This is a genomic window from Bacillus sp. NP157 (assembly GCA_018889975.1).
Classification (GTDB): domain Bacteria; phylum Pseudomonadota; class Gammaproteobacteria; order Xanthomonadales; family Rhodanobacteraceae; genus Luteibacter.
The window spans coordinates 1,645,978-1,670,957 of record CP076546.1 but is presented as its reverse complement, the minus strand read 5'-3'; the positions used below and the strand labels follow the sequence as shown (position 1 = coordinate 1,670,957).

Here is a 24,980-nt window from a genome sequence, read left to right as displayed (position 1 = left end):
GTCCGGGGGCGCCAGCGCATGCGCGTCGAACAGCAACATGCCTTCGTCCTGCATGCGCGGCCCTACCGCGAGACCTCGCTGCTGGTGGAATGCCTCAGCCGTGACCACGGCCGCCTCGGCGTGGTCGCCCGCGGGGTACGCAACGAGCGGGCGCGCTCGCAACGAGCGCAGCTCGAACCCTTCCAGGCCCTTGCCCTCGATCTCATCCTCAAGGGTGAACTGGCGACGCTGCGATCCGCGGAGCCCATCGGCACGCCGTTGCGCCTCACCGGCGACGCCGGCCTGGCCGGGCTCTACCTGAACGAACTGGTCGTCCGCCTCACCGGCCGCCAGGACCCCAATCCCGAACTCTTCGACCACTACGAACGGACGCTCAGGCGCATGGCCGCGGGCGAGCCGCTGGCGTGGACGCTGCGGCGATTCGAGCGCGACATGCTCGATGCGCTGGGCTATGCGCTGCAGGTGGACGTGGATGCGCTGGATGGCGAGCCGCTGGACCCCGGCGCTACGTATTTCTACGATCCGGAGTCCGGTGCGTTGCCGGGGCGGCCGGGTGATCCGCGTGCGTTGCGTGGGTCGGACCTTCTCGCGCTGGCGAACGACGTGCCCCCCGACGCAGCCGGTCTGTCCGCTTTGCGGCGAATGATGCGGCAGGTGATCACGTTTCACCTGGGTGGCAGCGAGTTGAAAGCCTGGCGAGTGCTGCGGTAGAGGACCGATTTCCATCGCTTTCGGGCACTTGAAGATCCGGTGCCGGGAAAGCATGGCGAATTTATTCCTCAGCGTTCGGCCAGCCGCGCGCTGCCTCATGTGGCGGCGTAAGTTGAGCGTATCTCGCAAGGAAGGGAGTATCGGGATGCAACGTGACACGACGCTGGCAACGCCGTTGAGTGGCGTGAGCTTCAATTTCCTCCGCATTTTTCGCGAAGGCTCGGAATATGTGCGGCCCAAGTTCTACATATTCAGTAATGGGCGCCAGGCGTGCAAGATCAGGGTGGAGTTTCTGGCGGTCGAGAACGGCATGCCTCGCGAGCTCACCCCGGCCGAGATTTTCAATAGCTTTAAACTGATCTCATACTCCGGTGGCAATCTTCTGGGCTCAGGAAAGTACACCGCCTGGAAGGTCTGGAAGATACCGTCGCCGTACGTGTGGAACGAGAACCTGGTAATGACGTTTGCTGCCCCGATGGCGGCGGGCGAGGCGGACGAAAGGCGCGTGAAGGATGTTGGCGTGCGAGCAACGGGAACGCAGGTTTTCGATTTCTGGGTGATGACGGAAGTCGCCGAATCGCTGCGTGTCGCCGTCGCGTTCATCGACGAGAACGGTAGCGTAATCGCGTCCACCAATTGGGATCTACCAGGCATCGAGGAAGGTAGCGATCGCGGCGACGGATTCGGGAAGTTCAACTCGTCCGTGAATATCATCGGCACGAAGTTCAATCAGCCTGACATCGCCTACTACGGCCGAAAATGGTCCGATGATCGGCACAGGTTACTGGATACGCGCGTCAAAGGTTCCAACAATAGCCTGCGATCGTATGAGCAACTAATCACTCTAACGTATGAGAAGACCGTATTTCACTGGGTTTCGATGTCCGATGGGGGACTTGCAAAGTTCAGTCTCTGGAACGATGAGGGCAAGGCGCCGAGCGGTGCGGAATGGTGCATCACTTATGTGTATCAGCCGCGAAGCAAGATAGTTGGATACTCCGATTCGCTTGGCTGCCTCCTTGCCGGTGCCAGTCACGCTTTTCGATGGAGCATACCGGAGCTCATGGACGAGTATGCGGTCAGCAATACACACGACACCTCGGCCCTCGTCATCGGCATGGTTCTCAGCGACGAACACTTGCAGATATACGACCGTAACGTGGCGCGTCTGCCGTCCAGACGATCCGCCGATTTGCTCTTGCGAGACGAGTTTGGCAATGATCACAAGATTCGCCTGTTCCTGATCGGTGGCAATGGTTTCAACTACCTTGCGATCGACTCTCACTCCAGTGTAGCGGCGATCAGTAGCGATGTCTTTTCGGTCGACAGCCTCGGTATCCAGCTACAACAGACTCGCCTTTACGCGAATGGTCGGCAACAGGTCAGGGTTGGCATCACTGTCGAAGCCAGGCTCGGCGGTGTCGACACCTCATTGACCGAAGAAGAATGGGCATCGTTACGCTTCCTCGACCATGACTCAAGGGAGCCGGTGCCTTTCACCGATACGGCATGGACAGGAGGCGACGTAGGCTGGGCGGCGCAGCACCACGACGCAGGTTACGCCAGGTATCCCGGTTCTTTCACTGCGTCGGAGTCCATCGCGTCGGACACGCGGTACTTCTTTATCTCGGTCGATGCCGCGGCTCACGGGATCCCCTTGCGCCTTGCCTTCAGCATACAGGGCCGGAACGGCACGATTTATGCCAGTACGGGCCATGTGACCCCGCCGGGCGAGGCGGCACGTCCCGACCCGAGCTATGACGTGCGTCTGGGCATCGATATCACGCAGGAGATTCCACTTCGATACAGCGGTAGCGAAATCGACATCGGCTGGTACGAGCTGCCACATACGGCGGAAGACATCGACGAGGCGGTTTACAACAGGGCTGGTGTAATGACCATCCAGCCCCGCACGGGCTTCGGGCCGTCGATCAAGAGGTTGTCATGCAACCCGGCAGGCGTTGTGCACTGGCAAACGTTGATGCCGGGTGACACCAACCCTTGCGCCCTGGCGTATGCGCAGCCAGATTCCAGGGATATCCACTGTGACGCGGGTGTAGCGGCCCTGATGAGTGTGCCGAAACAGCTGGATCGTCCGCAGCTTTACAGTAGTGTGCTTGTGCTATGTGGCCGTGTCGGCGTGCCCATGGCGGGTAATGAGAAACTACCGCGTGATCGCATGGCGGTAACGTTGCTCGACGGTTACGGTACGGAGCACAACCTGACGTTGCAGTTCAAAGCAGGCACTCGGGAAGACTTCGAGTTTGTGTAAACGCTCGCCCAGGGAGGGCACACGATGCCACCTGAACAAGGAACGTCACTGCCAGCGGCACCGTCGGGCGGCACGCACTCGACGGCACTGAACTTCTTCAGCCACGTGGCAGGTCGCGTGGATCCACGTACCGGCACGTACATCGTCAGCGTCGACCTGCAATGCGGGGAAGGCAATACGCTGCGCGGCCCATCGTTCACGTTTCACCTGGGGTACGACGCACTGTCGAGCGTGGACGAAGGGTTTGGTCAGGGATGGTCACTGCGGACGAGCACGCTTGATCGGTCGACCCGAATGCTTGCCCTTGATAGCGGCGAGTCGTTCAAGGCGCACGCAATGATACCCGGCCAGCTGGTGACGTTCGAGGATCGCAAGCTCGAAACATTCATCCTCACGCCTGGCCCCAACATCATCACGGCCACGCTTTCGCATATCTCCGGCCATACGGAAGAACTGGCGTTACCGGGAAACCGCGGAGAAGTCCTTCGCACGCACCGTCTGGTCAACCCGGCGGGCGATAGCCTCACTCTCGGATGGGTTCCACTACCGCGCGGGGGATTTGGCCTCGGCAACGTCAGGGACGACAGCGGCGTCGAACTGCTATCGATTGACTATAACGGTGCCAACCAGACCGACGTGTCCCTGCACATGGGGCAAGACGAGCCGGTCACACTGCGTTTCATCCGCGAAGGCAACCGGCTGGTCCGGATCGAGCTGCCCACGCTGGCCGCAGCCAACGCGGAGTCGGTCATCGCCGAGGAAAGGGCCACATGGACATTTGACTATCGCCAGGCAAATGCGCCGATCCCTGTGTTCCTCATCCGACGGCTCGTGAGCCCGACGGGGCTCGTCGAAACGATGGTCTATGACGATGCCGGTCTCGCATTGCCGAAGGGCGGGCCCCTGACCCACATGCCGATCGTGACCCAGCACCGGATCGCGAGCGTTAGCGAGCCTTCCGTAGCGCTCGGCGAGACTCACTATCGCTTCTCGCGCACGAACTTCTCGGGATTCGACATCGTTGCCAACTGGGTGGCTGCGCGCGACCAGCTGATCCATCTGATCGGCCAGGGATCGTTTACGTACTGGGCAGAGGAAACGCAGTACAACGAGGGGAAGCCGGTTATCGTCACGCGGCGCGACTTCAACCAGTTCCATCTGCTGACCAAAGAAACCACCACCCGCGGGAAGGTCACGAGCGAAGTCACGATGCGTTACGGCGATCTGCCCGGCAAGCCGTTTGCCGACCAACCGCCTGATTTCCAGCTGCCCCACCGGCAAACGACCCGGCAATGGCATGCTGATGACCCCGGAATCGTGCTTGAGACGTATACGGAAACCGACTACGACGACCGGGGCAATGTGACGTCGAAGTTCGACAGCGCGAGCGGTGTCCGGGAGATATCGACGCACTATCCCGCCGAAGGCTTCCGCGACCACAGCGGTGAATGGCTTTGCCCGCCCGACCCAATGGGTATCGTCCGCCGGCTCAGACAGCACACGGTATCGCCCGGCCCGGGTGGTGGCCCTGTCGTGTCCACCTACTACCGGTACGACACAGTACCTGTTCGCGATGGGACACGGCGTTACGTCCAGTGCTTCACGGAAGCCGAATGGGTCAGCGATGCGAAAGGGGAGCGGCAGCGTTCGCAACTCGACCGGACGTACGTGACCGACGGAAGCCTGGCACACGGGTGCCTTGCCTCGGAGATCCTTCGCAAGCCGTGGGGCGACGCCCAAGCGACGATCGATTATTCGCTGGGGCCGGTCGGGTGGACGACGAAGAAGACCCTGCGTACCCACGACGGTCTGGAATCGACGTCCAGCGAAACGCTCGCCCTCGTTAGTGGCCTGGTCACGGCGACGGAAAGCATGTTTGTGAAGACGGCTTACGGCTACGACAGCCTGGGACGGATGGTGAGCGAAACCGTTTCGCCGGGCATGGCGGATTACGAAGCGAGCCGGACCTGGGCCTACCAGGTATCCACGACCGAGCGTTGGGTCGAAGCCCGCGACGTGCTTGGCGTGAGGCGTCGAAACTGGCTCGATGAACGTGGCCTCGACATCGCCGCGGCGGAGGCCGTGGGCGAGGAGGGATGGTTCACGACGTTGCGCTACGCCTACGACGGGCTCGGCCAGCAGGTCGCGGAAACGGGACGCGATGAGTGGCCTGGCCATCCGGTAATGGAGCTGGTGACGCGCTATAGCTACGACGACTGGGGGCGCGCCGCGCAGGTCATGCATCCGGATGGCAGCGTGTCGTTCAGTGAGACGCGCCTTGTGAACGATGTTGAAGGGCACGGCGTCTGCCTGCGCAGCACCGCGTGGCGCGAAGGTGGGGGACTGGCGGAGGGCCCGACCAGCACGGTCACCGACGCTGCCGGACGCAAGGTCAGTCATACGACGGGCGGTCTCGTGGAGCGCTGGACCTATGACGGGATGGGGCGCGTCACCGAGCAAACGGCAGCATGGGACGACCAGTCGCGGCAGACGCTGCAAGCGTGGGATAGCGACGGTCGCCTCGTCGAAACAACGCTCCCGGACGGCAGCCGGGTGCAGCGTACCTACGTCGACGAAGGCGGCAAACCGCGGGCCGAAATGCTTCGCGTCGTCGCGCAGGCACCCGCAGGCGAATTTTTCCTCGGCGTGCGTGAATATGACGGCCTGGGACGCATTACACGAGAAAAGTCCGGCAGCCTGGAAACCGTGAACGTGTACGTGCCGGGGCAACTGTCCCCCGCATCGACACGTCGCCCTTCGGGCACCGACATACGCATGACATATGACCGGCGGCTCGGCGAGAAGCTGCTGAATACCCGGATCGGCGAGCACGGCCCGACCATCGCTCGTGGCGACTACGATCGACGAACGGGCTTGCCAACCTTGCTGGGTGCGGAAGCTGGCGTCATGCACATCACCCCGGACGCGCGGGGACGCCTGACCGAGCAGACCGTCGAGCCCGCTGACGGCGACGCGAAACATTGCACGACGACGCTGTCGCCAGCCGGCCGGATCCTTGGCAAGGTGGGCCAGGATGGCGTGGTCCGCGAGTGTGCCTACGACGATCTCGGGCGGCTAGACGAGGTCATCGATGGCGACCTGCGAACGTCATTTGAATACGACGCGCTTTCGCGTGCGACTCGCCGCACCACAAACGGACCTGACGGCGCCACTTTGGCCCAGGACGCGCACTACGACGGATTGGGCCGTGTCGATGAGGTGAGCTGGACGGTAGACGCCAGGGCTGTGCGTCGGCTCGTGCTCGCCTACCGTGCGGACAACAAGGTAACGGCCAAGCGCTGGCATGGTCCGGAGGGGACACTGCGCCGGGAAGAGTCCTTCGAGTACGACGCGCGCGGGCGGCTCGTGGTGCATGCCATCGAAGCGGCCGCGGATAGCGAACTTCCCGTCGATGACGAAGGCGAGCCATTCATTCGCCAGGCCTTCAGCCATGACGCCATCGATAACCTCCTCGAGGTCACCACGACGCGCAAGAATGGCGTTGTGGATACGTTGGCCTACGACTACGACACGTTAGACCGGGATCGCGCCGTGCGCATCCGGCGCACCCGGGCCGGCCAGCCTGGAGAAACAAGCTGGTCGCTGCGTTATGACGCCGACGGCAACCTCATCGATGACGGGCGCGGCATGCGGCTCGCCTGGGATGGGGCAGGGCGAATCTCGAGCATGGCCGTGCCCGAAGGTAAGGAATGGCGCTACCAGCACGGACCAGGCGGGCGTCCATGGATCGTCGACGAAGGAGCGACACGCACACGGCGTTTCTATGAGGACGGCGCGTTGGCCTACGAACAGGCCACGGACGGTGAAGCGAGGCGATTTATCCGCGTGGGTGGCAACGCGATCGCCGAGACACGGCTTGCCCAGGCGGTGCGAACAACGTGGCTGCTTGGTACCGATCCGCAGGGTTCGGTCATCGTGACGCATGACGGCGTGACTGGCATCCGGACTTACGATGCGTTCGGTGGGCTGCGCGAATCGCCAAGCCACGCAGGACAGCGGAGTCCCGTCCGATGACTGCGCGGATCGCCTATGCGGGCGAAGCGAGCGAGCACGACGCCGGCTTCTACGTCCTGGGTGGCAGGCTCTACAGCACGATGGCGCGACAGTTCGTGAGCCCCGACGTGGCGAGCCCTTTCGATGCGGGCGGGTTGAATCGATACGCGTACTGCAGTGGGGATCCGATCAACCGCATCGACCCCTCCGGCGACGCCTGGTGGGACTGGCTATTGGCCGGCGTTGGCCTGGCGTTGTCCGTTGTCGGTGCGGTTGCATCGGGCGGTGCACTGGTCGGCGCAGTAGGCGCGGCCGGAAGCATGATGGCGGCGTTGGGTACATCGTCAGGTGCGGTAGCTGCCACCGCAGCCGTGCTGGATGTGGTTTCGGTGGTCGCAGAGATTGGCGCGACGGCATCGTTGGCCACAGGTAATACGAAAACGGGGGCGATCTTCGGGTGGGTCGGACTTGGGACGGGTATTGCGTCGGGTGCGGCAGGGGGCGCGGCGTGGCGCATGGCGAAGAACGCAGGCAAGTGGCACCACGCCAGTGACATCCGTTGGGTTGAGCGAGGAATCAAGAGGGCTGCGAGGCCGATGGATGCCATTGTCGACGTGCCACGGCGCCCGGCTGGTACGTACCGAGCACCATTTGACAGGACCTGGTCTGGACGTTTCGAAGTCCAAGTAAGCCGTGACGGGACACGACGACGCGTGCTGAAGCCGCAGTTGTATCGATTCACGAACCCGAGGAATGAGAAGGCGTTTCGGTATGCGGTGGATTCGCCCATCGATGCCTTTGAAGCAGGAAAGATTGTAGAGAAGATCAGGCAGGAACATCCGAAGTCTGACATTTTCTACTATTACGGTTCGCATGGGTCGCAAGACGGTGACAATTGGGAGGGCCTCGGTGCAGCACGAAGCCCGCGACATCTAGACGACGTTATGGAGCTCAAAGCCGACGACGATGTCATCGATTTTCTTCGGCGACGCATTGGTAAGCGTTTTCGTGCGGAGAGGCCGTATTGGGCTTCCGAGCTGCCTGACATGTACAAGAGAGACGGGGCGCACTTCGACTTTATTTGCTACGGTGCCGCGGATCGCTACGTTGCTGAACTATTCGATGCTCGTCCCGTATTGCCAATGCTCGCTTGACTAATATCGTCGTTTCCCGCTTACGCCGGTGAGGTAGGAGAGTGTGTTCCCGGTCACGACGGTGTCGACGCTATTGGGCGCTGCAACGCTACTGTCCTCCAGGGAGTGTCCAATGCCGTGGGCCGGCAGCAACGAATCCGAGGTAGCAGGCATGGAACGCGGCATAGGGGTTGGCAATGCGCAGTTGGCCTACGCGGGAGAGGTAATCGACGAATACGGTTTTTATCTACTGGGCGGCAGGCTATATGGCCCAGCGTTACATCGATTTGTATCTCCCGACACGCTCAGTCCGTTCGACCGGGGCGGTTTCAATCGATACGCGTACAGTGGCGGCGACCCGGTCAACCGCATCGATCCGTCCGGCCATGCATGGTGGGAGTGGCTGGTCGCCGGTATTGGCCTGGTGGCCGTGGTTGCCGGCACGGTTGCCACAGGCGGGGCGCTCGCTGGGGTGGTCGGCGCTGCCGCGGCTGGCAGCCTCACCGCATCGACATCCACCGTTTCCATGGCGGCGATGACGGCGGCTGCCTTGGTCAATGTCGTTTCAGTCGCCGCCGAAATCGGCTCGGCTGTGTCCCTGGCGACTCAGGACGCGAAAGCGGGTGCGATTCTCGGGTGGATTGCCTTGGGCACGGGTGTGGCGTCCGTGGGGCTGGCTGGAATCTCGCGTGCAGGCCTTAGTGCGTCAGGTGGCGCAAGCCGCTACCGGAGCCCCGTGGAGCCGCCGGTACGGTTTGCCAGGCGCCGACAGCTGATTCAACAAGAGAGCCCCGTGGATCGTAACGCGGTCAAGCGCACCTTCATCAGGAGTCCTTCGCTTGTGCCAGACAGCCGCTTCGCAGCGATGCAGGACGCGAGCATGCGCTGGCACGTCCGTCTTAAGCCCAAGTGGATACAAACGTCGAACCACGACTTGCCAGGGGTCCTTCATTTTGGTGCCGACACCGCCGTGGCAAGGCAGCACATCACAGCCTACGTGCCAGGGATCGTCCGGGATGCGAACGCCGCGCCTGGCGACCTGTTCTTCTACACCGGCGTGCATGGACATGCCATGGGAAGAAATTGGAACAGGACCAGGCGGATTGGTCCGGATCCGGTTTCCTACTTCGAGGATGTGGCTAACCAGGGCGCGCTCAGCATGGCCGCGGCGCCTCATAAGCTAGTCATCGAAGACATCAGTAACCTCACCGTGGCCACGGCACGAGAAAACTTCCGGAGGCCAGGCATACATGTGCATGCCTACTGCTTCAGTGCCGTCGATGAGGTGCTCCTGGACATGTTCGGCATCATCGAGGCAACGCCCGTCTACGAATCGCGGCTACTGGCGCCGTGAGAGAGTCTAAGCCTTCATGTCGCGGCCGACTTTTTCCGACGCGTCAGTGCCTTGGCCGGCTGATTCCGGGAACGCACGTTGAATGACGCGCTGTAAGCGCGCCTTGTGCGATCACAGGCGCCTTATCGGCGTATGTTGGACCGCGTGCTGATTCGGTGCAGCCGATCGTGATCTTGCAGACCTGTTCGACGTCTATCCCGTCGTCTCAGTGTTTGCTTGACGACGATGGTTGTTACGGGAGGAACGACGGGCATGGATGCCGATGAGAAAATGATGTGCCCAGACTCTCCTTTTCCGGCGAGGTTCCCGAGTTGGAGCCGCGTCGGATGAAGGCGACGTTTTGCCCGCGACGGTGAGAGGCCGCGTGGTTCGTCAAAGGGGCGATGTGCCAGCCGATGCACAACTGCGGTCCTTCCCTGACGGCAGCACCAGCGTCAAGCCCACCTGGCATGCGGTGTTCGACAAAGACCGATTTCCTGGCGTTGTGCATTATGCGTCGGACGGCCCCATTGCAACGAGCGACACGCCGTGGATCCTGGCGAACGTCGTGCATGCGCATCCCGATCAGGACATCACGATTTTTGGCGGCGCGCATGGAGAATGGTACGGGCAGAACTGGCTCGTTTCAGGTAGACGAGCGACTGACCCTCGGTTGCTTCCTGCGGATATTGCTTATCTTAACGAGCCTTCCGGGCGGGCCGCGACAGGCATGATTTCTGACGGTCGGACGGTGCGCCTTATCGACCTGGCCGAGCTCACGCCGGAGTTTGCAACGAAGCTCTACCAGGAGCCAGGCATCTACATCCATCTTGTGTGCTACGGCGTGGTCGACGAAGTGCTGTTGGCACTATTCAAGGCAAGGCCCAGGCCTGTGTACGTCAGTTGGCCGACACCGTGAGTCAATGAACAACGATTGGAGCGATTCGACATGGATTGCAGCAACGTTACGGATAGGCCCCGTCTTGCCTACGCAGGCGAGGTGGTCGACAACGAATCGGGTGGCTACCCATTGGGTGCGCGGCTTTATGGTCCCGCGCTGCGCCGGTTTATGTCCCCCGACCTGATGAGCCCATTCGACCGCGGTGGCTTGAATCGATACGCCTACTGTAGCGGCGACCCCATCAATCGTATCGATCCCTCGGGCAATGCGTGGTGGGAATGGCTGATTGCGGGCCTGGGGCTGGTCGCTGCCGTGGCTGGCACCATTGCGACGGGTGGCGCTCTCGCTGGCGCCTTGGGTGCAGCGGCCGCAGGCGGCCTCACGGCGTCTGTGTCTACGGCATCCATGGCAAGCATGACGGCAGCCGCAGTATTCGACATGGTGTCTGTGGCAGCGGAGATTGGATCCCTTGGCGCGCTTGCAGTGGGCGACTCAAAGGCTAGCGCAATCTTCGGTTGGGTCGCCATTGCTGCAGGCCCGGCGTCGATGGGAGCCGGCTTCGCGACCCGGGTTGGCAGGACGGCGAATCTGTCGCTGCTGTCGATGTCCCGTGCGCCGGTGAGTCGCCCGCCTGGCTTCGTGCGCAAGGCGCCCATCGTAGCCGACCGATCGCCTGTTGGCAGGAATGGCGTGGCGCGAACGTTGGTGGGAAGCGTCGTCGATGTGCCAGACGGTCGCCTAAGAGTGGCATGGACCAATGGAAATGCCCACGTGACGATAAAGCCGAAGTGGATCAAGGTGACCAGCCCCGGCATTCCCGAAGCCATTCACTTCGGCCCCGATACCTGGATCACCCATACGCACGCCCGAGACGCACTTCGGACTATCAGTCGTGAGCATCAACCGGCTCGCAACATCTATTTCTACACCGGCGCGCATGGCCAGCCGATGGGGGATAACTGGGACATCGATGACAGGTTGTTCGCGGATCTAGGCATGTTGAACGTCGACAGAGCGGAGCAACGTCACCTGATCGCGGCCGCAAAGCCTCACCGTTTGATCGTGGAAGATATTTCCGCGATGTTGTTAGACGAGGCACAGACGGCATTCGAGCGTCCTGGGCTGCATATCCATGCCTATTGCTGGGGCGCCATGGATGAGGCGCTCCTCGACGTTTTCGGGTGGAAGGCGGCCGCACCGGCCTACGCGAGGGATCTTCCTCTGGTTGGATAATCTCAACGCTACCTTGCAAGCGCCACGATCGTCGCCTCTACCTCGCGCCGGAATCGCTCAAGCATCGCCGGTGCGGCCTGCCGTGCCTCCACCACATGACCCTGCAGCGCCCTGGTCTGCGCACCCAGCCGCGTCGCGCCGCAGAATCCACAGGCAGAGCGCAGCCGATGCAGGCGATCGACCAGGCCGGCGGGATCGTGCGCCAGCGTGTGCAGCTCGCTGCGCAACTGCTGCAATTCGATGCGGAGCAGCTCACGCAGCGAATCCAGGATCTGGGCATCCCCCGTGGCCTTGAGTCCGTCGGCGTCATCCAGCAGTTGCATTCGTGGGTCGACGCCGAGGGCGGCTTCCAGCGCGAATTTCAACGCAGCGATCTTGCATGGTTTTTCGATGCAGCCGACGAAGCCGGCCGCTTCGATGTCCCCGCGCAGCACGGGGGAAATCTCCGCACTGGTGGCGAACGCGGGGACACCCGCGGAGGCCGCATCGATGCTTTCGAGCAGGTCGCGCAAGACGTCGATGGCCCCGCCATGCGGCATCCGGCAGTCGATCAGCAAGGCGTCGAAGCGGGTCGCCCTGGCCTGGCGCAGCGCATCCGCGCCATCCACCGCCAGCGCCACGTCGAAGCCCAGCGAGACCAGCGCGCCGGAGAGGAACTGACGGGTGGAGGGGTCGTCGTCCGCGACCAGTACGGTGCGAACGATGCTGCGGTCAAGTGGGGGCGGCCGGGTCGGGTCCATGCAACGTTCCATGTCGTTCATCTGGTTTTGGCAGAATGGAGCAGCATGCATCCCGTATCAACCCGCCCGATCGCCTTTTTCCTTGTCGCCTGGATCGCCATGTCCTGGTGCACGGTCGCGTGGGCGGGGCTCTCGGTCGGTGCGGATAGCCTGACTTTGCCGGGAATGTCCATGACCGGCATGCAGGCGGACTTCGATCCGCAGGCCGACGGCAAGGGCGTCCAGCTGCGGCTGGATGCGAAACGCGCCGACATCCCCGCGTTGGGCTGGCGAAAACTGGCGGTCGGCATGACCGGCGCGCTCGACCGCGACGAGCTGGGTCGCTGGATCTTCGACGGGCGGGTGCGCCTGCGCGGTGCGCCGGGCAACGCGCTGACCGACGCGGGCGTGCGCATCGTTGCCGACGAGGCCGCCAACACGCTTACTGTGTCGATCGCCCAGGATAAGACGCTGGCGGAAGTGGCCTTGCCGATGGACCAGGTCACCCACGCACAGATAACTCTCAAGAACCTGCCGGCGGGCTGGCTACAGGGATTACTGTCGACGGTGTGGACCGGCCGCACGACGACCGGCAAGGTCGACGCCGACCTCGCCCTCGACCTCCTCGACACCGGTACCCAGGCGGCCGGCCAGTTCGCCCTGGACGGCGTCGGCTTCGATAGCCCGGGTGGCAAGCTCGCCGGGCAGAAGATCAGCGGCAACGGGCGGGTGGGACTGGACACCGCGGCCAGTGGCACCACGATCGACCTCGATGCCAGCCTGCGCGGTGGCGAATGGCTGCTTGGGCCCCTGTACGCGAAGCTGCCCGACCACCCCGTGCAGCTTTCGCTATCGGCACGTTCGCAGAAGGGTAGCCTGGCGATTCGCCGCCTGCGGGTGATCGACCCCGACGCCCTCCAACTGGAAGGCGAACTCGGCTTCGATACGAAGGGCGACCTCTCACTGCTGAAGCTCGATCGCTTCAATGCCCGCTTCCCCGCGGCCTACGATCGCTACGGCAAGGGCCTGCTACGCGCTTGGGGGATCGACGGGCTGCGCGCCTCGGGTGAGCTTGCCGGCCACGCCACCATCGGCGCGAATGGCCCCAGCGCGTTCGCCCTGCAGACGAGCGGCCTCGACCTGGCCATGGCCGATGGCCGGCTCGGCGTCGACGGACTGCATGGTTCGCTCGACTGGAGCGTGGACGAAGACCGCCCGGCCACGAAACTCGGCTGGCGCGCGTTGCAGGTTTACCGGATCCCGAATGGTGCCGCCGAAGGCAGCTGGCGCAGCCAGTCCGGCACGCTGGCGCTGGAAAAGCCCATGGCCATCCCCGTGCTGGATGGCCACCTGCGCGTGCTGTCGCTTGGCTGGAAGCCCGCGGCAGCGGTCGGCGAACGGCTGCAGACCTCGCTGGCCCTCACCCAGATCGACATGGGCGCGTTCTGCCGCGCGCTCGGCTGGCCCGAATTCAAGGGAACGCTCGGTGGCGCCATGCCTTCGCTGCGTTACGTCGACGATCGCGTCGAACTGGCAGGCGGCCTGTCGCTCAACGTCTTCGATGGCTTCGTCGACATCACCGGCATGACCCTGTCGCGCCCGTTCAGCGATGCCCCCGTGCTCGCGGGCGATATCGCCCTGCGCAACCTCGACCTGGCCCAGATGACCTCGGTATTCGACTTCGGCAGCATCACCGGTCGCCTTGGCGGCGGGGTGAGCGACCTGCGCCTGGTCGCCTGGAAGCCCGCGGCGTTCAAGGCCACGCTGCTGGCCGACAAGGGCGGCCGGATCAGCCAGAAGGCGGTCAACAACCTCACCTCGGTCGGCGGTGGCGGCATCGCCGGGGGCCTCCAGGGCACGGTCCTGAAACTGTTCAAGACCTTCGGTTACCGCCGCATCGGGCTCAGCTGCACCCTCAAGGGCGACGTCTGCAGCATGGGCGGGCTGGGCGCCGCGAAGGATGGCTACACTATCGTCGAAGGCAGTGGCCTGCCGCACCTCACCGTGGTCGGCCACCAGCGCGAGGTCGACTGGCCCACCCTGGTCCGCCGCCTCCAGGCCGCCACCACCGGCGACGGCCCGATAGTCCAGTAGGAGCGCGCCTGCGCGCGAAAGCCAACCACGCGATGTAGCCGCACCATCCCAGAAAAGGACGAACCCATGCTCCGCAAGCCCCTGATAACGCTGATCAGCCTGGCCGCCATCGCCCTCGTCGGCTGCGTCACCATCAACGTCTACTTCCCCGAGGCAGCGGCGCAGAAGGCTGCCGACCAGTTCATCGGCACCGTGCTCGACAACAGCGGCCCGGCCGCCCCCGCCGAGCCCAAACCCGCGCCGAAACCGGCGGCCGGCAAGCAACCCTCCGCCTCGCTGCTCGACCTGGTCATCCCCCAGGCCATGGCGGCGGAAAACCCCGACATCCAGGTCCGTACGCCGGAAACCGATGCCATCCGCGAGCGGATGAAAGGCCGTTTCGGCGGGCAGCTCAAGTCGCTGTTCGACAGTGGCGCGGTGGGCTTCACCGCCGATGGCCTGGTCGCCGTGCGCGACGCGGGCGCGCTGCCGCTCGACCAGCGCTCGCAGGCCAACGCGGCCGTGAGCCAGGAAAACAGCGACCGCGACCAGCTCTACGCCGCCATCGCCAAGGCCAACGGCCATCCGGAATGGGAAGCCCAGATCCGCAAGACCTTCGCCGCCGGCTGGGTCGAGCGCGCTCCGTCGGGCTGGTATTATCGGGACGCCTCCGGCGCCTGGAAGCGCAAGTAGGCCCCGTTGCCAGGATCGTTCGCCGCGCTGCCAACCCGCGCGGCGCCTCCCAGCCAGCCCGGACCCCCGGTCCGGGCTTTCCCGTTTTTGAGCGCATGACCGAATTCGAAGCCACCATCACCGACCTCAGCCACGACGGCCGGGGTGTCGCCCGCATCGACAACAAGGCCACCTTCGTGTCCGGCGCCTTGCCGGGCGAGAAGGTCCTGCTGAAATACCGCAAACGCCACCGCCACTATGACGACGCCGAAGTGGTGTCGATCATCGAGCCGTCGCCGGATCGCGTGGAGCCGAAGTGCCGCCACTTCGGCGTGTGCAGCGGCTGCTCGCTGCAGCACATGGACCCGGCTGCACAGATCGCCGCCAAGCAGCGCGTCCTCGCCGAGAACTTCGAGCGCATCGGCAAGGTATCGCCGGCGTCGTGGTTGCCGCCGCTCGTCGACCAGCCCTGGAATTACCGGCGCAAGGGCCGCTTCTCGGTGCGCTTCGTCAACAAGAAGGACCGCGTGCTGGTCGGCTTCCGCGAAGAGTCCAACCCGCGCTTCGTGGCGGATATCGACGTCTGCGAGGTGATCCATCCGGCGATCGGCCCGAAGGTGGGCCTGCTCGCCACGCTCATCCAGGGTCTGGACACCGCACGCGACATCCCGCAGGTCGAGTTCGCCGCCGGTGACGACAGCGTGGCCCTGGTCTTCCGCCATCTGTCGCCCCTGACCGACGGTGATCGCGCCAGGCTGACGGCGTTCGCCCAGGAACATGGCTTCGCCGTCTTCCTGCAACCGGGCAACCACAGCACGGTCCACGCGCTGTGGCCGGAGTCGCCGCGCCTGTCGTTCGCCATCCCGGCGGATGGCGTCACGCTGGAGTTCCTGCCGCTGGACTTCATCCAGGTCAACGCGGGCATGAACCAGCGGATGCTGGCCCGTACCCTTCAATTGCTCGACCTGCAGCCGACCGACAAGGTCCTCGACCTGTTCTGCGGCCTGGGCAACTTCACCCTGCCGATGGCGCGGCATGCGGCGGAAGTGGTCGGCGTGGAAGGCGAGCATGGCCTGGTCCAGCGCGCGGCGGAAAACGCGGCGCGCAATGGCCTGGGCAATGCCAGCTTCCGCGTGGCCAACCTGTTCGAGGACCAGCGCAACGAGCCCTGGGCGAAGCAGGCCTGGGACAAGATCCTGCTCGATCCGCCGCGTGCCGGCGCCGACAAGGTGCTTGAGTACCTGCCGCGCAAGGGCACCAACCGCATCGTCTACGTTTCCTGCCATCCGGGCTCGCTGGCCCGTGACGCGGGTATCCTCGTCGAGAAGCACGGCTTCCGGCTGGTCTCCGCCGGTGTGATGGACATGTTCCCGCACACCGCGCACGTCGAATCCATCGCGCTGTTCGAGCGCGGCTGAGCAGGGGCGGGGCATGGGCGTCGAAATCGAACGCAAGTTCCTCCTGGCCGGCGACGGCTGGCGCGCGCTGGTCGAGCGCAGCGAGCCGATCGCCCAGGGCTACCTCGTCGGCATGGGCGCGATTGAAGGCGGCCACGCGCGGTCGTCGGTGCGCGTGCGCATCTCCGGCGAGAAGGCCTGGCTGAACATCAAGTCGGCAACGCTCGGCATCGAACGGCAGGAATACGAATACCTCGTGCCGCTGGCCGATGCGCGGCACATGCTGGACACCCTCGCCGACGGCGTCGTGGAGAAGGTTCGCCACCATGTCATGCTTGAAGGTGCACACTTCGAAATCGATGAGTTCACCGGCGCTAACGCGGGCCTGGTGGTGGCCGAGATCGAGCTGGACGCGGTCGACGCCAGCTATCCGCGGCCGGCGTGGCTGGGCCGGGAAGTGAGTGACTGCGTCCGCTACTACAACGTCAACCTGATCGACCGCCCGTACCGCGACTGGACGCCGGCCGAGCGCGACGGGGAGGAGAACGCCTGATGTTGCTGATTGGTCTGGAAGGAAGGGAACTGGGTGTGCACGAGCGCAGCCGGCTCACCGCGCACGGCGTCGCTGGCGTCATCCTGTTCTCGCGCAATTTCGAATCGCGCGAGCAGGTCACCGCCTTGATCGACGACGTGCGTGAGCACGGTGGCGACGACCTGCTGGTCTGCGTCGACCAGGAAGGTGGCCGCGTCCAGCGTTTCCGCGACGGTTTCACCCGGCTGCCGCCGCTGCGTGCGATCGGCAAGCTCTACGACAGCGCGCCGGGCGAAGCGGTCGATCGCGCCGAAGAACACGCCTGGATCATGGCCAGCGAAATGCGCGCCATCGGCGTCGATTTCAGCTTCGCGCCCGTGGCCGACATCGACCGCGGCAGCAAGGCCATCGGCGACCGTGCCTTCCATGTGGATCCGGCGATCAGTGCCGAGCTCGTGCAGGCCTACGTGCGTGGCATGCACCTGGGTGGCATGGCGGCGGTGCTCAAGCATTTCCCCGGCCACGGCTCGGTCCGCGAAGACACCCACGAAGCGATCGCCATCGACACCCGTGCCAAGGACGAGATCCTGCGCACCGACCTGCTGCCGTTCGTCGCCGGGATCGAAGCGCGCGCGGAAGCGGTGATGGCGGCGCACGTCAAGTACACTTCGGTCGACGACCAGCCGGCTGGCTATTCGCACGTGTGGATCGAAGAGATCCTGCGCGGTGAACTCGGCTTCCGCGGCTGTGTGTTCGGCGACGACATCAGCATGGCCGCCGCGGCCAGCGCCGGCGGCATCGCGGCGCGCGTGCACGCCAACCTCGACGCCGGCTGCGACCTCGTGCTGGCCTGTTTCCCCGACGTGGTTCCCGAAGCGATCGCCGCGGTGAAAGGCCGCCGGCTCTCGCCGCCCGAACGGATCGCCCCCTTGCGTGGCGCGATCGGTTCGACCTGGGAAGGCCTTGTCGACAATCCCCAACGCGAGCGCTTCATCGCACGCGTGACCGCCCTGGAGTCCTGATCCGCCCATGACCGCCTCCGCTTCGCTTGAGCATGCGCTCGCCCATGCCGACGTCCTGTTCACCCGGGAACAACTCGACGTCCAGATCGCCCGGATGGGCCGCGAGATCGATGCCGCCCTTGCCGGCGAGCGCCCGGTGTTCCTCACCGTGATGCATGGCGCGCTGATCTTCGCCGGCCAGCTCTCCCTGGCGATGAAGACCGACCTCGAATTCGACTACGTCCACGCGACCCGCTACCGCGGCGCCACCACCGGCAGCGACCTGCACTGGCTGCGCCGTCCTGAAGTGCCGCTGCACGACCGCACCGTGGTGCTCGTTGACGATATCCTCGACGAAGGCCACACCCTGAAGGCCGTGCGCGACGCTTGCATCGAGATGGGTGCGAAGAGGGTGTTGCTGGCCGTGCTCTGCACCAAGCTGCACGACCGCCGCGCCGATGGCATCGAAGCCGACTTCAACGGCGTCGACCTGCCGGATCGCTATGTCTTCGGCTACGGCATGGACTACCACGAGCAGGCGCGTAACCTGCCGGCCATCTACGCACTGAAGGACTGACCCGATGAGCATCGACCTTGCCGTCATCGGCGGTAGCGGCCTGTACGCGTTCGAAGGCCTGCAAAATCCGCAACGCCACGCGGTGGAAACGCCGTTCGGCCCGGCCTCGGGCGACGTCGTCGTCGGCGACTTCAACGGCAAGCGCCTGGCCTTCCTCGCGCGTCATGGCGAGAGCCATGCCGTGCCGCCGCACCGGGTGAATTACCGGGCGAACCTGTGGGCGCTGCATTCGCTGGGTGCGCGCCGCGTGGTGGCGGTGAATGCCGTGGGTGGCATCCGCGACGACATGGGTCCGCGCGCGCTGGTGGTGCCGGACCAGGTCATCGATTACACGCATGGCCGTTTCACGAGCTTCAATGACGTGGAAGGCGCCGAGGTCCGGCATATCGATTTCAGCGAGCCGTACACGGAGAGCCTGCGCCAGGCGATCCTGGCCGCGGCGCGTGCCGAGGGTCTCGCGATCATCGACGGTGGCGTGCACGGAGTGACCCAGGGCCCGCGTCTGGAGACGCGTGCGGAGATCGCGCGGATGAAGCGCGATGGTTGCGATCTGGTGGGCATGACCGGCATGCCGGAGGCGGCGCTGGCGCGTGAGCTGGACCTGGAGTTTGCCTGCCTGGCCCTGGTGGCGAATTTCGCCGCGGGCGCGGGCGACGAGGCGGAGATCAGCATCGAGGAAATCTTCGCCCACCTGGCCGCCGCCACGGCGAACGTCCCGCCGATCCTGGCCCGGCTGCTGGGCTGAGGCCGACCTCAGCGCGGCGCTCGGGCGTTGCGGCGGGAAGAGCCCTCGGTGCCTACCCTCGCTGCTCAGACAGCGTTCTGGCGTGCGAAAAGGATGGGCTGCTCCGCAGCCCGTCTTCTTATTGGCCTGCGGCCGCGCACCGGGTGCCGGGCGGAGGTTCTTGATTCGGCATCCTGCCTCAACAAGAACGGCCGGCCATCGTGGCCGGCCCCCTGCGGGCTTTTCCCGCCCGGCCCCCTCGCCGCCACGAACTCGCCTCGAGGGTAGGCACCGAGGGCTCTTCCTCCACGTTCCCGCAAGCTGGTTTGGACGGCCGATGCAACGGCGGCGGCTCGTGTAGGAGCGCGCCTGCGCGCGAATGGGATTGCCTCAGCACAGCAGGTACCAGCGCCCAAGATCATCATTCCAATGTGATTCGACGGCGTTCGCATGATCGGTGAATCAGGTTCCAGCATCCCGCCCTGTTGGTTTTCGCGCGCAGGCGCGCTCCTACATGAGCCTATGTAGCGGCGTTGTAGGAGCGCGCCTGCGCGCGAATGGAAAGCATGGCGGCGAAGCCGCGGCATCTTCCGCACAAGCGAGCAGCCGAAGGCTAATCAAATACATGGGCCGCGGCTGCGGCCAACCTTGTCGAGCGCGGAGGACCTGTCTGAGCAGCGAGGGTGGGCGCCGAGGGCTGGTCCTGCGACCACGCCCGAGCGCTGGTGCGGCGACCACGCACGAGGGCTGGTCCTGCGACCACGCCCGAGCGCCGCGCAGCCTCCAACATGGGAAAGAGTCGCAGTTGCGCTTTTGTCTAAAACATGAGGATACTTCGCACGCGCCGCGGGGGCAGGCCAAGGGGATCTGGGGAAGCCTCGCCATCCGGGTGCTTCCAGTCCATGTCCAGAGGTTTCCGCAATGCGTTTCGGTACGGTCAAGTGGTTCAACGACGCCAAGGGTTTCGGTTTCATCGCACCCGAGGACGGTGGGGAGGACGTGTTCGTCCACTTTTCTGCGATCAATTCGAAGGGCTTCCGCAGCCTTCAGGAAGGACAGCGCGTGCAGTTCGAAGTAACCCAGGGGCCTAAGGGCGCCCAGGCCTCGGGTGTCGAGCTCGCTGCCTAAGCAGTCGCGCAAGGTTCCCACGGAAAACCCCGCGTTCGCGCGGGGTTTTTTTTGCCCGCAGATCCTGACAGACGGTCGGCGGACACCCGGCGCGACGCATGGCCATCCAGCCGTCCATCGCCACGGGCGCCGCCCCGTCGCCTGGCCGGCCCGCGCCGGCTTCGCGCCGCCGGCCTGCAGGCCATCCTGTGCGCATGGCTACCCTCATCGAATCCCTCACCGCCATCGCGGTCTTCGCCGTCGGATCGTCGGCGTCCGCGGCATGGCTGGCTCGTTCAACGGACGAAGTGGCGGATGCCGGGGCGCATCGTGTGGCCCTTGGGGTCGCGGTCGACATGGCCGCCCGGGTCCGCGCCAATGCCCATGCTGCACGGGCGGGCGATTACGGTTGGCCGGTCGCGGCGGCCGTAGGCCGGGCTGAGGCGGATTGCCGGCGCCGCTGTATGCCGGACAGGCTGGCTCGTCTCGACCTGCGGCAGTTCCGCGATAACCTCGACCTCGCGCTCGGCCGTGCCGCACAAGGTGAGGTTCGTTGCGCGGAGGGGGAGTGCGTCATCAGCATCCAGTGGGCTTCGGGCGCGTTGGCGTGGCGGACGTCCTTGCCGGCTCTGTCGGCCGCACCGTCACCCACGCCGCCAGCCACGCCGTCGGCAGGGGCTGCGCCATGACTTGCCGCGGCATGTCCCTCGTCGAACTGCTGGTCGGCCTGGCGCTTGCGTCGATCGTTGCCGCCATCGTCATGACCGGCTCGGTCGCCGTGGCCACGCACGTCCGCATGGGTCTCGCGCAGGCGCGCACGGCCGAGCGGCTGGCGGATGCGTTCGCGGCGATCGAGGCGGATGTCCGTGGCCGGCGCGACGCATGGCGTTGCCTGTTCGCATGGCGTTGCCATCCGCGCCTGCTGCCCGCGGGCGTCGAGCCCGTGCGCTGGACGGTCGACAACGGGCTGCGTCGGTGCCGCCTGCAGTGCGAGGTCGTGCTCGACGGCATCGTCGGCCTGGATGTCCTGGCGGACGTGGCCGATGCCGATGGGGTGCGTCGTCGGCGGGTCGACGAGGGCGTCCCCTCCGACGCGCGCCTGATCGAGGTGCGCCTGCGGACGCGGACGGGCCGGTTGCACTCGCGCGTTATCGGGATCCCGTGATGCCTCGCCAACGCGGCGCGATCCTGGTCGTCGTGCTGGCCGCGCTGGCGATCCTGGCCTACCTCGGCGTGCATGCCTCGCGCTTCGCCGCCGCGCGGCACGAAGCGTTCCACGTCCTCTGGTGCGTCGAGCTCGAACGTGGCCGTGCAACGGGCCGGGTCGGTGGCGATGCCGGCGCCGTGCGTGCGACCATCGGTGGTGGCGCGGACGGCGCGCCGACATTCGAGGGATTCCATGGATCGCAGGCGTTTTCTCCAGGGCGCAACGGTGGCGTCGGGCATGGCGTTGACTGCCAACGGGTTCGCAAAGGCGGGTTCCGCGGCTGAACCGGGCCCGGCCGGCGCGCGCCGCGACGCATCCGGCGGCATGCTGCCCCGCGTCTGCTCGACCTGGGACTTCGGCGTGCCGGCGAACCAGGCGGCGTGGAAAGTCCTGTCCGCTGGCGGCCGTGCGCTGGATGCGGTGGAGCAGGGCGTGCGCGTTCCCGAAGCGGACATGAAGAACCACAGCGTGGGCCGCGCGGGTTATCCCGACCGCGACGGCAAGGTCACGCTCGACGCCAGCATCATGGATGAGAACGGTAACTGCGGTGCGGTCGCGGCGATCGAACATATCGCCCATCCCATCTCGGTGGCGCGCCGGGTGATGGAGCGCACCCCGCACGTCCTGCTGGTCGGCGATGGCGCCCTGCAGTTCGCGCTGGAGCAGGGCTTCCCGCGAGAGGAGCTGCTCACGCCAGAGTCCGACAAGGCCTGGCACGAGTGGCTAAAGACGGCGAAGTACACGCCGCAGGCCAACAGCGAAGTGAAAACCTATAACGCCGGCCCGGGCGGTACGCCGGGCGACGCATCGAACCACGACACGATCGGCATGCTGGCGATCGATGCGAAGGGCAACCTGTCCGGCGCGTGCACCACCAGCGGCATGGCGTGGAAGCTGCACGGACGCGTGGGCGACAGCCCGATCATCGGCGCGGGCCTCTACGTGGACAACGAAGTGGGTGCGGCCACCTCGACCGGCGTCGGCGAAGAAGTGATCCGCAACGTCGGCAGCTTCCTCGTCGTCGAACTGATGCGCCAGGGCCGCTCGCCCGAAGATGCGTGTCGCGAAGCGGTGGAGCGCATCCTCCGCCGCAAGCCGGGAGCGAAGGACCTGCAGGTCGGTTTCCTCGCCATGGACAAGAAGGGCAACGTTGGCGCGTGGGCGATCCAGAAGGGCTTCTCCTACGCGGTATGCGACGCGAAGAAGCAGGACACCCTGATCCCCGGCAAGAGCACCTACTGACCATGGCCTTGCTCGAAGTAGCGGCGAACTCCGCGGCGTCGGCGTTCGCCGCGCAGGAAGGCGGCGCGGGCCGGGTGGAACTGTGCGCCAGCCTGGACGAAGGCGGGGTCACGCCGTCGCACGGCACCCTGGTGCTCGCGCGCGAAGGCCTGTCGATCCCGCTCTACGTGCTCGTCCGTCCGCGCGCGGGCGACTTCGTGTACGAAGACCACGAGATCGAAGCCATGCTCGACGACATCGTGCACTGCCGTGAACTGGGTTGCGACGGTGTCGTGGTCGGCGCGCTGACGCCGGAAGGCGACGTGGATACCGAGGCCTGCGTGCGCTTCCTCGAGGCCGCCGAAGGCATGGGCGTTACCTTCCATCGCGCCTTCGACCTGGTCGACGACCAGCCGGCGGCGCTGGAGTCGATCATCGAACTGGGCTTCGAGCGCGTGCTGACATCCGGTGGCATGCCGGGCGCGGTCGCTGGTGCCGGGCGGATCGCGCGGCTGGTCGCGCAGGCGGCGGGACGCATCGTGGTGATGCCCGGCGCCGGCATCGAGCCGGGCAACGTCGCCGCGCTGCGTACCCACACCGGCGCGGACGAATTCCACGCCTCGGCGAAGCGCCGGTTGCCGTCGGCCATGCGTCGTTCGCCGGCGGATCCGCTGGGGATGGGTTCGGGCGAGACGCGCACGGACGTCGACACGGTGCGCGCCCTGGTCGCCGCGCTGGCCTGACACGCTATAGTCACGGCGCCTCGTCCCACCAGGAGTCGACCGTGATTCGTCTGCAAGGTTTTGCCGTGCTCGCCGGGCTGCTGCTGGCGGGCAACGCCCTCGGCGCCGATGCGCTGCGCTACACCGCGCCGGGCAAGGCGCCCGTCGACCTGGATACTTCGGCGCTTCCGCGTACGGAAGTAAAAGCCGGTGCGCATGGCGACGCGCCGACGGCGTGGCAGGGCGTGAACCTTATCGATGTATTGCACGCGCAGGGGGCACCCGCGGGCGAAGCCCTGCGTGGCAAGGCGCTCACCGACTTCGTGCGGATCACCGCGAGCGACGGCTACCAGGTGGTCTTCAGCCTCGGCGAACTCGATCCCGCGTTCGGCGGACGCAAGGTCGTGCTCGTGGACAAGCACGAGGGCAAGCCGCTCGACGCGAAAGACGGTCCGTACCGGCTGGTGGTGCCCGACGACGCGCGTCCGGCACGCTGGGTCCACGGCGTCACGGCGATCGAGCTGGTGGAAGCCTCGACCGCCGAGCGCCGGCCGAAGCCTTAGCCGTTATCCAGCGGCGTGGCCAGCTTCAGGCCACTGTTGACCAGGAACAGGCCATCGTCGGGGACGGCATCGGCGCTGTCGCCGGTTTCCTTCGCCCAGGGGATCTCCTGCTTCGGTCCCGGCACGTAGGCCTGCCACGTGCCGTAGGCATCGTCGGGGCGCGCGTTCCGGTTGAGATGGTAGGTGATCGGCACGACGGCGTAGTAATACGGATCGCTCGCGTGGTCGCCCCTGGTCGGCACGGTGAAGGTCCACGTCTTCGCGACGCGGATCGCCGGGTTGGCCAGCACGTTGCGCCACACGTTCATCTGCGTATCGGAACCGACGACGCCGAGGTTCACCTGCTGCGCATCGACGTCGGCCACCTTGCCGTCGCGGCCGACCTTCACCAGCAGGTACACCGTGCCTTCGATGCCCTGCGCGATCGCATTGGTCGGGTAGGCCGGCGGCGTGCGGGTGGCGTAGGAGATCTCTTCGCCACCGGCACCTTCGTCACCGAACGACGCGCCGGAAATGCGCATGGTGTAGGTCGTGCTGTCAGGGGCTTCGCGCCGGGCGACCAGGCGCAGGCTCATGTGTGCTTTCGCAGCCACGGCGTGTCCGTCGCGCAGCGTGGGCTGGAACTTCCACTTCGCCGTGGCCTTGCTGACCAGGCCGACGACGTCGGCGGGCAGTTTCTCCTGGCGGTCCAGTGTGTAACCGCTAACGCTTCCGTCGGGTGCGACGGTGATGTCGCCGGTGACCAACATGCTTGCTTCGGCCCGCTTGCGCGCGGCGCCAGGCCCTGCGGCGACGGCCAGGCCCGTCATCGCGAGCGCTGCCATGCCAATGATCCACTGCTTCTTCATCCGTGTGACTCCCTGCCTCG

At 65.4% G+C, this 24,980-nt stretch carries 23 protein-coding genes; 21 read left to right on the top strand and 2 right to left on the bottom strand.

Going from position 1 to position 24,980, the window contains the following annotated elements; genetic code table 11:
- Positions 1-18: 18 nt before the first annotated feature.
- The 7 genes from recO to KPL74_07465 all read left to right on the top strand — a co-directional run bounded on the left by recO (position 19) and on the right by KPL74_07465 (position 11,597).
- A complete protein-coding gene (recO, locus tag KPL74_07495; GenBank protein ID QWT21842.1) occupies positions 19-711 on the top strand; it encodes a DNA repair protein RecO in 693 nt (230 codons plus the stop codon).
- A 145-nt stretch (positions 712-856) separates the two neighbouring features.
- On the top strand, positions 857-2,983 hold the full coding sequence (locus KPL74_07490) for a hypothetical protein (GenBank protein ID QWT21841.1): 2,127 nt from the start codon (positions 857-859) through the stop codon (positions 2,981-2,983).
- 24 nt (positions 2,984-3,007) lie between these two features.
- A complete protein-coding gene (locus tag KPL74_07485; protein QWT21840.1) occupies positions 3,008-7,018 on the top strand; it encodes a hypothetical protein in 4,011 nt (1,336 codons plus the stop codon).
- Complete coding sequence (locus KPL74_07480) at positions 7,015-8,151, top strand: hypothetical protein (GenBank protein QWT21839.1); 1,137 nt, start codon at positions 7,015-7,017, stop codon at positions 8,149-8,151. The genes KPL74_07485 and KPL74_07480 overlap by 4 nt, the downstream gene beginning before the upstream one ends.
- Positions 8,152-8,263: 112 nt before the next feature.
- Positions 8,264-9,484 carry an RHS repeat-associated core domain-containing protein gene (locus tag KPL74_07475; GenBank protein ID QWT21838.1) on the top strand — a complete coding sequence of 407 codons (1,221 nt, stop codon included), beginning with the start codon at positions 8,264-8,266 and terminating at the stop codon, positions 9,482-9,484.
- A gap of 385 nt (positions 9,485-9,869) precedes the next feature.
- Complete coding sequence (locus KPL74_07470; GenBank protein ID QWT21837.1) at positions 9,870-10,382, top strand: hypothetical protein; 513 nt, start codon at positions 9,870-9,872, stop codon at positions 10,380-10,382.
- Positions 10,383-10,412: 30 nt separating this feature from the next.
- A complete protein-coding gene (locus KPL74_07465; GenBank protein QWT21836.1) occupies positions 10,413-11,597 on the top strand; it encodes a hypothetical protein in 1,185 nt (394 codons plus the stop codon).
- 8 nt (positions 11,598-11,605) lie between these two features.
- Here KPL74_07465 and KPL74_07460 read toward each other — a convergent pair whose 3' ends face one another.
- Positions 11,606-12,337, bottom strand: coding sequence for a response regulator (locus KPL74_07460; protein QWT21835.1), 732 nt, complete (start codon positions 12,335-12,337; stop codon positions 11,606-11,608).
- Between the two features lie 45 nt (positions 12,338-12,382).
- Here KPL74_07460 and KPL74_07455 point away from each other — a divergent pair, with 45 nt between their 5' ends.
- The 14 genes from KPL74_07455 to KPL74_07390 all read left to right on the top strand — a co-directional run bounded on the left by KPL74_07455 (position 12,383) and on the right by KPL74_07390 (position 24,112).
- The gene (locus KPL74_07455; protein ID QWT21834.1) at positions 12,383-14,410 is read left to right on the top strand and encodes a hypothetical protein; all 2,028 of its coding nucleotides are present in this window, start codon (positions 12,383-12,385) and stop codon (positions 14,408-14,410) included.
- Positions 14,411-14,476: 66 nt separating this feature from the next.
- Positions 14,477-15,082, top strand: coding sequence for a YdbL family protein (locus KPL74_07450; protein ID QWT21833.1), 606 nt, complete (start codon positions 14,477-14,479; stop codon positions 15,080-15,082).
- Positions 15,083-15,177: 95 nt separating this feature from the next.
- Positions 15,178-16,479, top strand: a complete 1,302-nt coding sequence (rlmD, locus tag KPL74_07445) for a 23S rRNA (uracil(1939)-C(5))-methyltransferase RlmD (GenBank protein QWT21832.1) — start codon at positions 15,178-15,180, stop codon at positions 16,477-16,479.
- A 13-nt stretch (positions 16,480-16,492) separates the two neighbouring features.
- Positions 16,493-17,011, top strand: a complete 519-nt coding sequence (locus KPL74_07440; protein QWT21831.1) for a CYTH domain-containing protein — start codon at positions 16,493-16,495, stop codon at positions 17,009-17,011.
- Entirely contained in the window at positions 17,011-18,012 is a 1,002-nt protein-coding gene (nagZ, locus tag KPL74_07435) for a beta-N-acetylhexosaminidase (protein QWT21830.1), read from the top strand. The genes KPL74_07440 and nagZ overlap by 1 nt, the downstream gene beginning before the upstream one ends.
- Positions 18,013-18,019: 7 nt before the next feature.
- Entirely contained in the window at positions 18,020-18,568 is a 549-nt protein-coding gene (locus KPL74_07430; protein ID QWT21829.1) for a hypoxanthine-guanine phosphoribosyltransferase, read from the top strand.
- Between the two features lie 4 nt (positions 18,569-18,572).
- Positions 18,573-19,313, top strand: coding sequence for an S-methyl-5'-thioinosine phosphorylase (locus KPL74_07425; protein ID QWT21828.1), 741 nt, complete (start codon positions 18,573-18,575; stop codon positions 19,311-19,313).
- A gap of 900 nt (positions 19,314-20,213) precedes the next feature.
- Complete coding sequence (locus KPL74_07420; protein QWT21827.1) at positions 20,214-20,420, top strand: cold-shock protein; 207 nt, start codon at positions 20,214-20,216, stop codon at positions 20,418-20,420.
- A 194-nt stretch (positions 20,421-20,614) separates the two neighbouring features.
- Positions 20,615-21,088 (top strand): hypothetical protein, encoded by a 474-nt coding sequence (locus KPL74_07415; GenBank protein ID QWT21826.1) that lies wholly within the window; start codon positions 20,615-20,617, stop codon positions 21,086-21,088.
- 11 nt (positions 21,089-21,099) lie between these two features.
- Positions 21,100-21,564 (top strand): hypothetical protein, encoded by a 465-nt coding sequence (locus KPL74_07410; protein QWT21825.1) that lies wholly within the window; start codon positions 21,100-21,102, stop codon positions 21,562-21,564.
- Positions 21,564-21,890 carry a hypothetical protein gene (locus tag KPL74_07405; GenBank protein ID QWT21824.1) on the top strand — a complete coding sequence of 109 codons (327 nt, stop codon included), beginning with the start codon at positions 21,564-21,566 and terminating at the stop codon, positions 21,888-21,890. Before KPL74_07410 ends, KPL74_07405 begins: the two co-directional genes overlap by 1 nt.
- Positions 21,844-22,848 carry a N(4)-(beta-N-acetylglucosaminyl)-L-asparaginase gene (locus tag KPL74_07400; protein QWT21823.1) on the top strand — a complete coding sequence of 335 codons (1,005 nt, stop codon included), beginning with the start codon at positions 21,844-21,846 and terminating at the stop codon, positions 22,846-22,848. Before KPL74_07405 ends, KPL74_07400 begins: the two co-directional genes overlap by 47 nt.
- A gap of 2 nt (positions 22,849-22,850) precedes the next feature.
- Positions 22,851-23,570: a copper homeostasis protein CutC gene (locus KPL74_07395; protein ID QWT21822.1), complete on the top strand. Its 720-nt coding sequence runs from the start codon at positions 22,851-22,853 to the stop codon at positions 23,568-23,570.
- A gap of 41 nt (positions 23,571-23,611) precedes the next feature.
- Positions 23,612-24,112, top strand: a complete 501-nt coding sequence (locus tag KPL74_07390; protein ID QWT21821.1) for a molybdopterin-dependent oxidoreductase — start codon at positions 23,612-23,614, stop codon at positions 24,110-24,112.
- On the opposite strand, the gene KPL74_07385 is transcribed toward KPL74_07390, so the two are convergent.
- On the bottom strand, positions 24,109-24,960 hold the full coding sequence (locus tag KPL74_07385; GenBank protein QWT21820.1) for an energy transducer TonB: 852 nt from the start codon (positions 24,958-24,960) through the stop codon (positions 24,109-24,111). The genes KPL74_07390 and KPL74_07385 overlap by 4 nt on opposite strands.
- Positions 24,961-24,980 lie beyond the last annotated feature (20 nt).

Bases quoted from the DNA above. Each gene is read 5' to 3' on its own strand.
- rlmD (QWT21832.1), top strand. From the start codon at position 15,178: ATGACCGAATTCGAAGCCACCATCACCGACCTCAGCCACGACGGCCGG.
- KPL74_07450 (QWT21833.1), top strand. From the start codon at position 14,477: ATGCTCCGCAAGCCCCTGATAACGCTGATCAGCCTGGCCGCCATCGCC.
- KPL74_07395 (QWT21822.1), top strand. From the start codon at position 22,851: ATGGCCTTGCTCGAAGTAGCGGCGAACTCCGCGGCGTCGGCGTTCGCC.
- KPL74_07410 (QWT21825.1), top strand. From the start codon at position 21,100: ATGTCCCTCGTCGAACTGCTGGTCGGCCTGGCGCTTGCGTCGATCGTT.
- KPL74_07490 (QWT21841.1), top strand. From the start codon at position 857: ATGCAACGTGACACGACGCTGGCAACGCCGTTGAGTGGCGTGAGCTTC.
- KPL74_07415 (QWT21826.1), top strand. From the start codon at position 20,615: ATGGCTACCCTCATCGAATCCCTCACCGCCATCGCGGTCTTCGCCGTC.
- KPL74_07475 (QWT21838.1), top strand. From the start codon at position 8,264: ATGCCGTGGGCCGGCAGCAACGAATCCGAGGTAGCAGGCATGGAACGC.
- KPL74_07485 (QWT21840.1), top strand. From the start codon at position 3,008: ATGCCACCTGAACAAGGAACGTCACTGCCAGCGGCACCGTCGGGCGGC.
- KPL74_07420 (QWT21827.1), top strand. From the start codon at position 20,214: ATGCGTTTCGGTACGGTCAAGTGGTTCAACGACGCCAAGGGTTTCGGT.
- KPL74_07425 (QWT21828.1), top strand. From the start codon at position 18,573: ATGAGCATCGACCTTGCCGTCATCGGCGGTAGCGGCCTGTACGCGTTC.
- KPL74_07480 (QWT21839.1), top strand. From the start codon at position 7,015: ATGACTGCGCGGATCGCCTATGCGGGCGAAGCGAGCGAGCACGACGCC.
- KPL74_07460 (QWT21835.1), bottom strand. From the start codon at position 12,337: ATGGACCCGACCCGGCCGCCCCCACTTGACCGCAGCATCGTTCGCACC.
- KPL74_07465 (QWT21836.1), top strand. From the start codon at position 10,413: ATGGATTGCAGCAACGTTACGGATAGGCCCCGTCTTGCCTACGCAGGC.
- recO (QWT21842.1), top strand. From the start codon at position 19: ATGCGCGTCGAACAGCAACATGCCTTCGTCCTGCATGCGCGGCCCTAC.
- KPL74_07400 (QWT21823.1), top strand. From the start codon at position 21,844: ATGGCGTTGACTGCCAACGGGTTCGCAAAGGCGGGTTCCGCGGCTGAA.
- KPL74_07430 (QWT21829.1), top strand. From the start codon at position 18,020: ATGACCGCCTCCGCTTCGCTTGAGCATGCGCTCGCCCATGCCGACGTC.
- KPL74_07455 (QWT21834.1), top strand. From the start codon at position 12,383: ATGCATCCCGTATCAACCCGCCCGATCGCCTTTTTCCTTGTCGCCTGG.
- nagZ (QWT21830.1), top strand. From the start codon at position 17,011: ATGTTGCTGATTGGTCTGGAAGGAAGGGAACTGGGTGTGCACGAGCGC.
- KPL74_07440 (QWT21831.1), top strand. From the start codon at position 16,493: ATGGGCGTCGAAATCGAACGCAAGTTCCTCCTGGCCGGCGACGGCTGG.
- KPL74_07385 (QWT21820.1), bottom strand. From the start codon at position 24,960: ATGAAGAAGCAGTGGATCATTGGCATGGCAGCGCTCGCGATGACGGGC.
- KPL74_07405 (QWT21824.1), top strand. From the start codon at position 21,564: ATGCCTCGCCAACGCGGCGCGATCCTGGTCGTCGTGCTGGCCGCGCTG.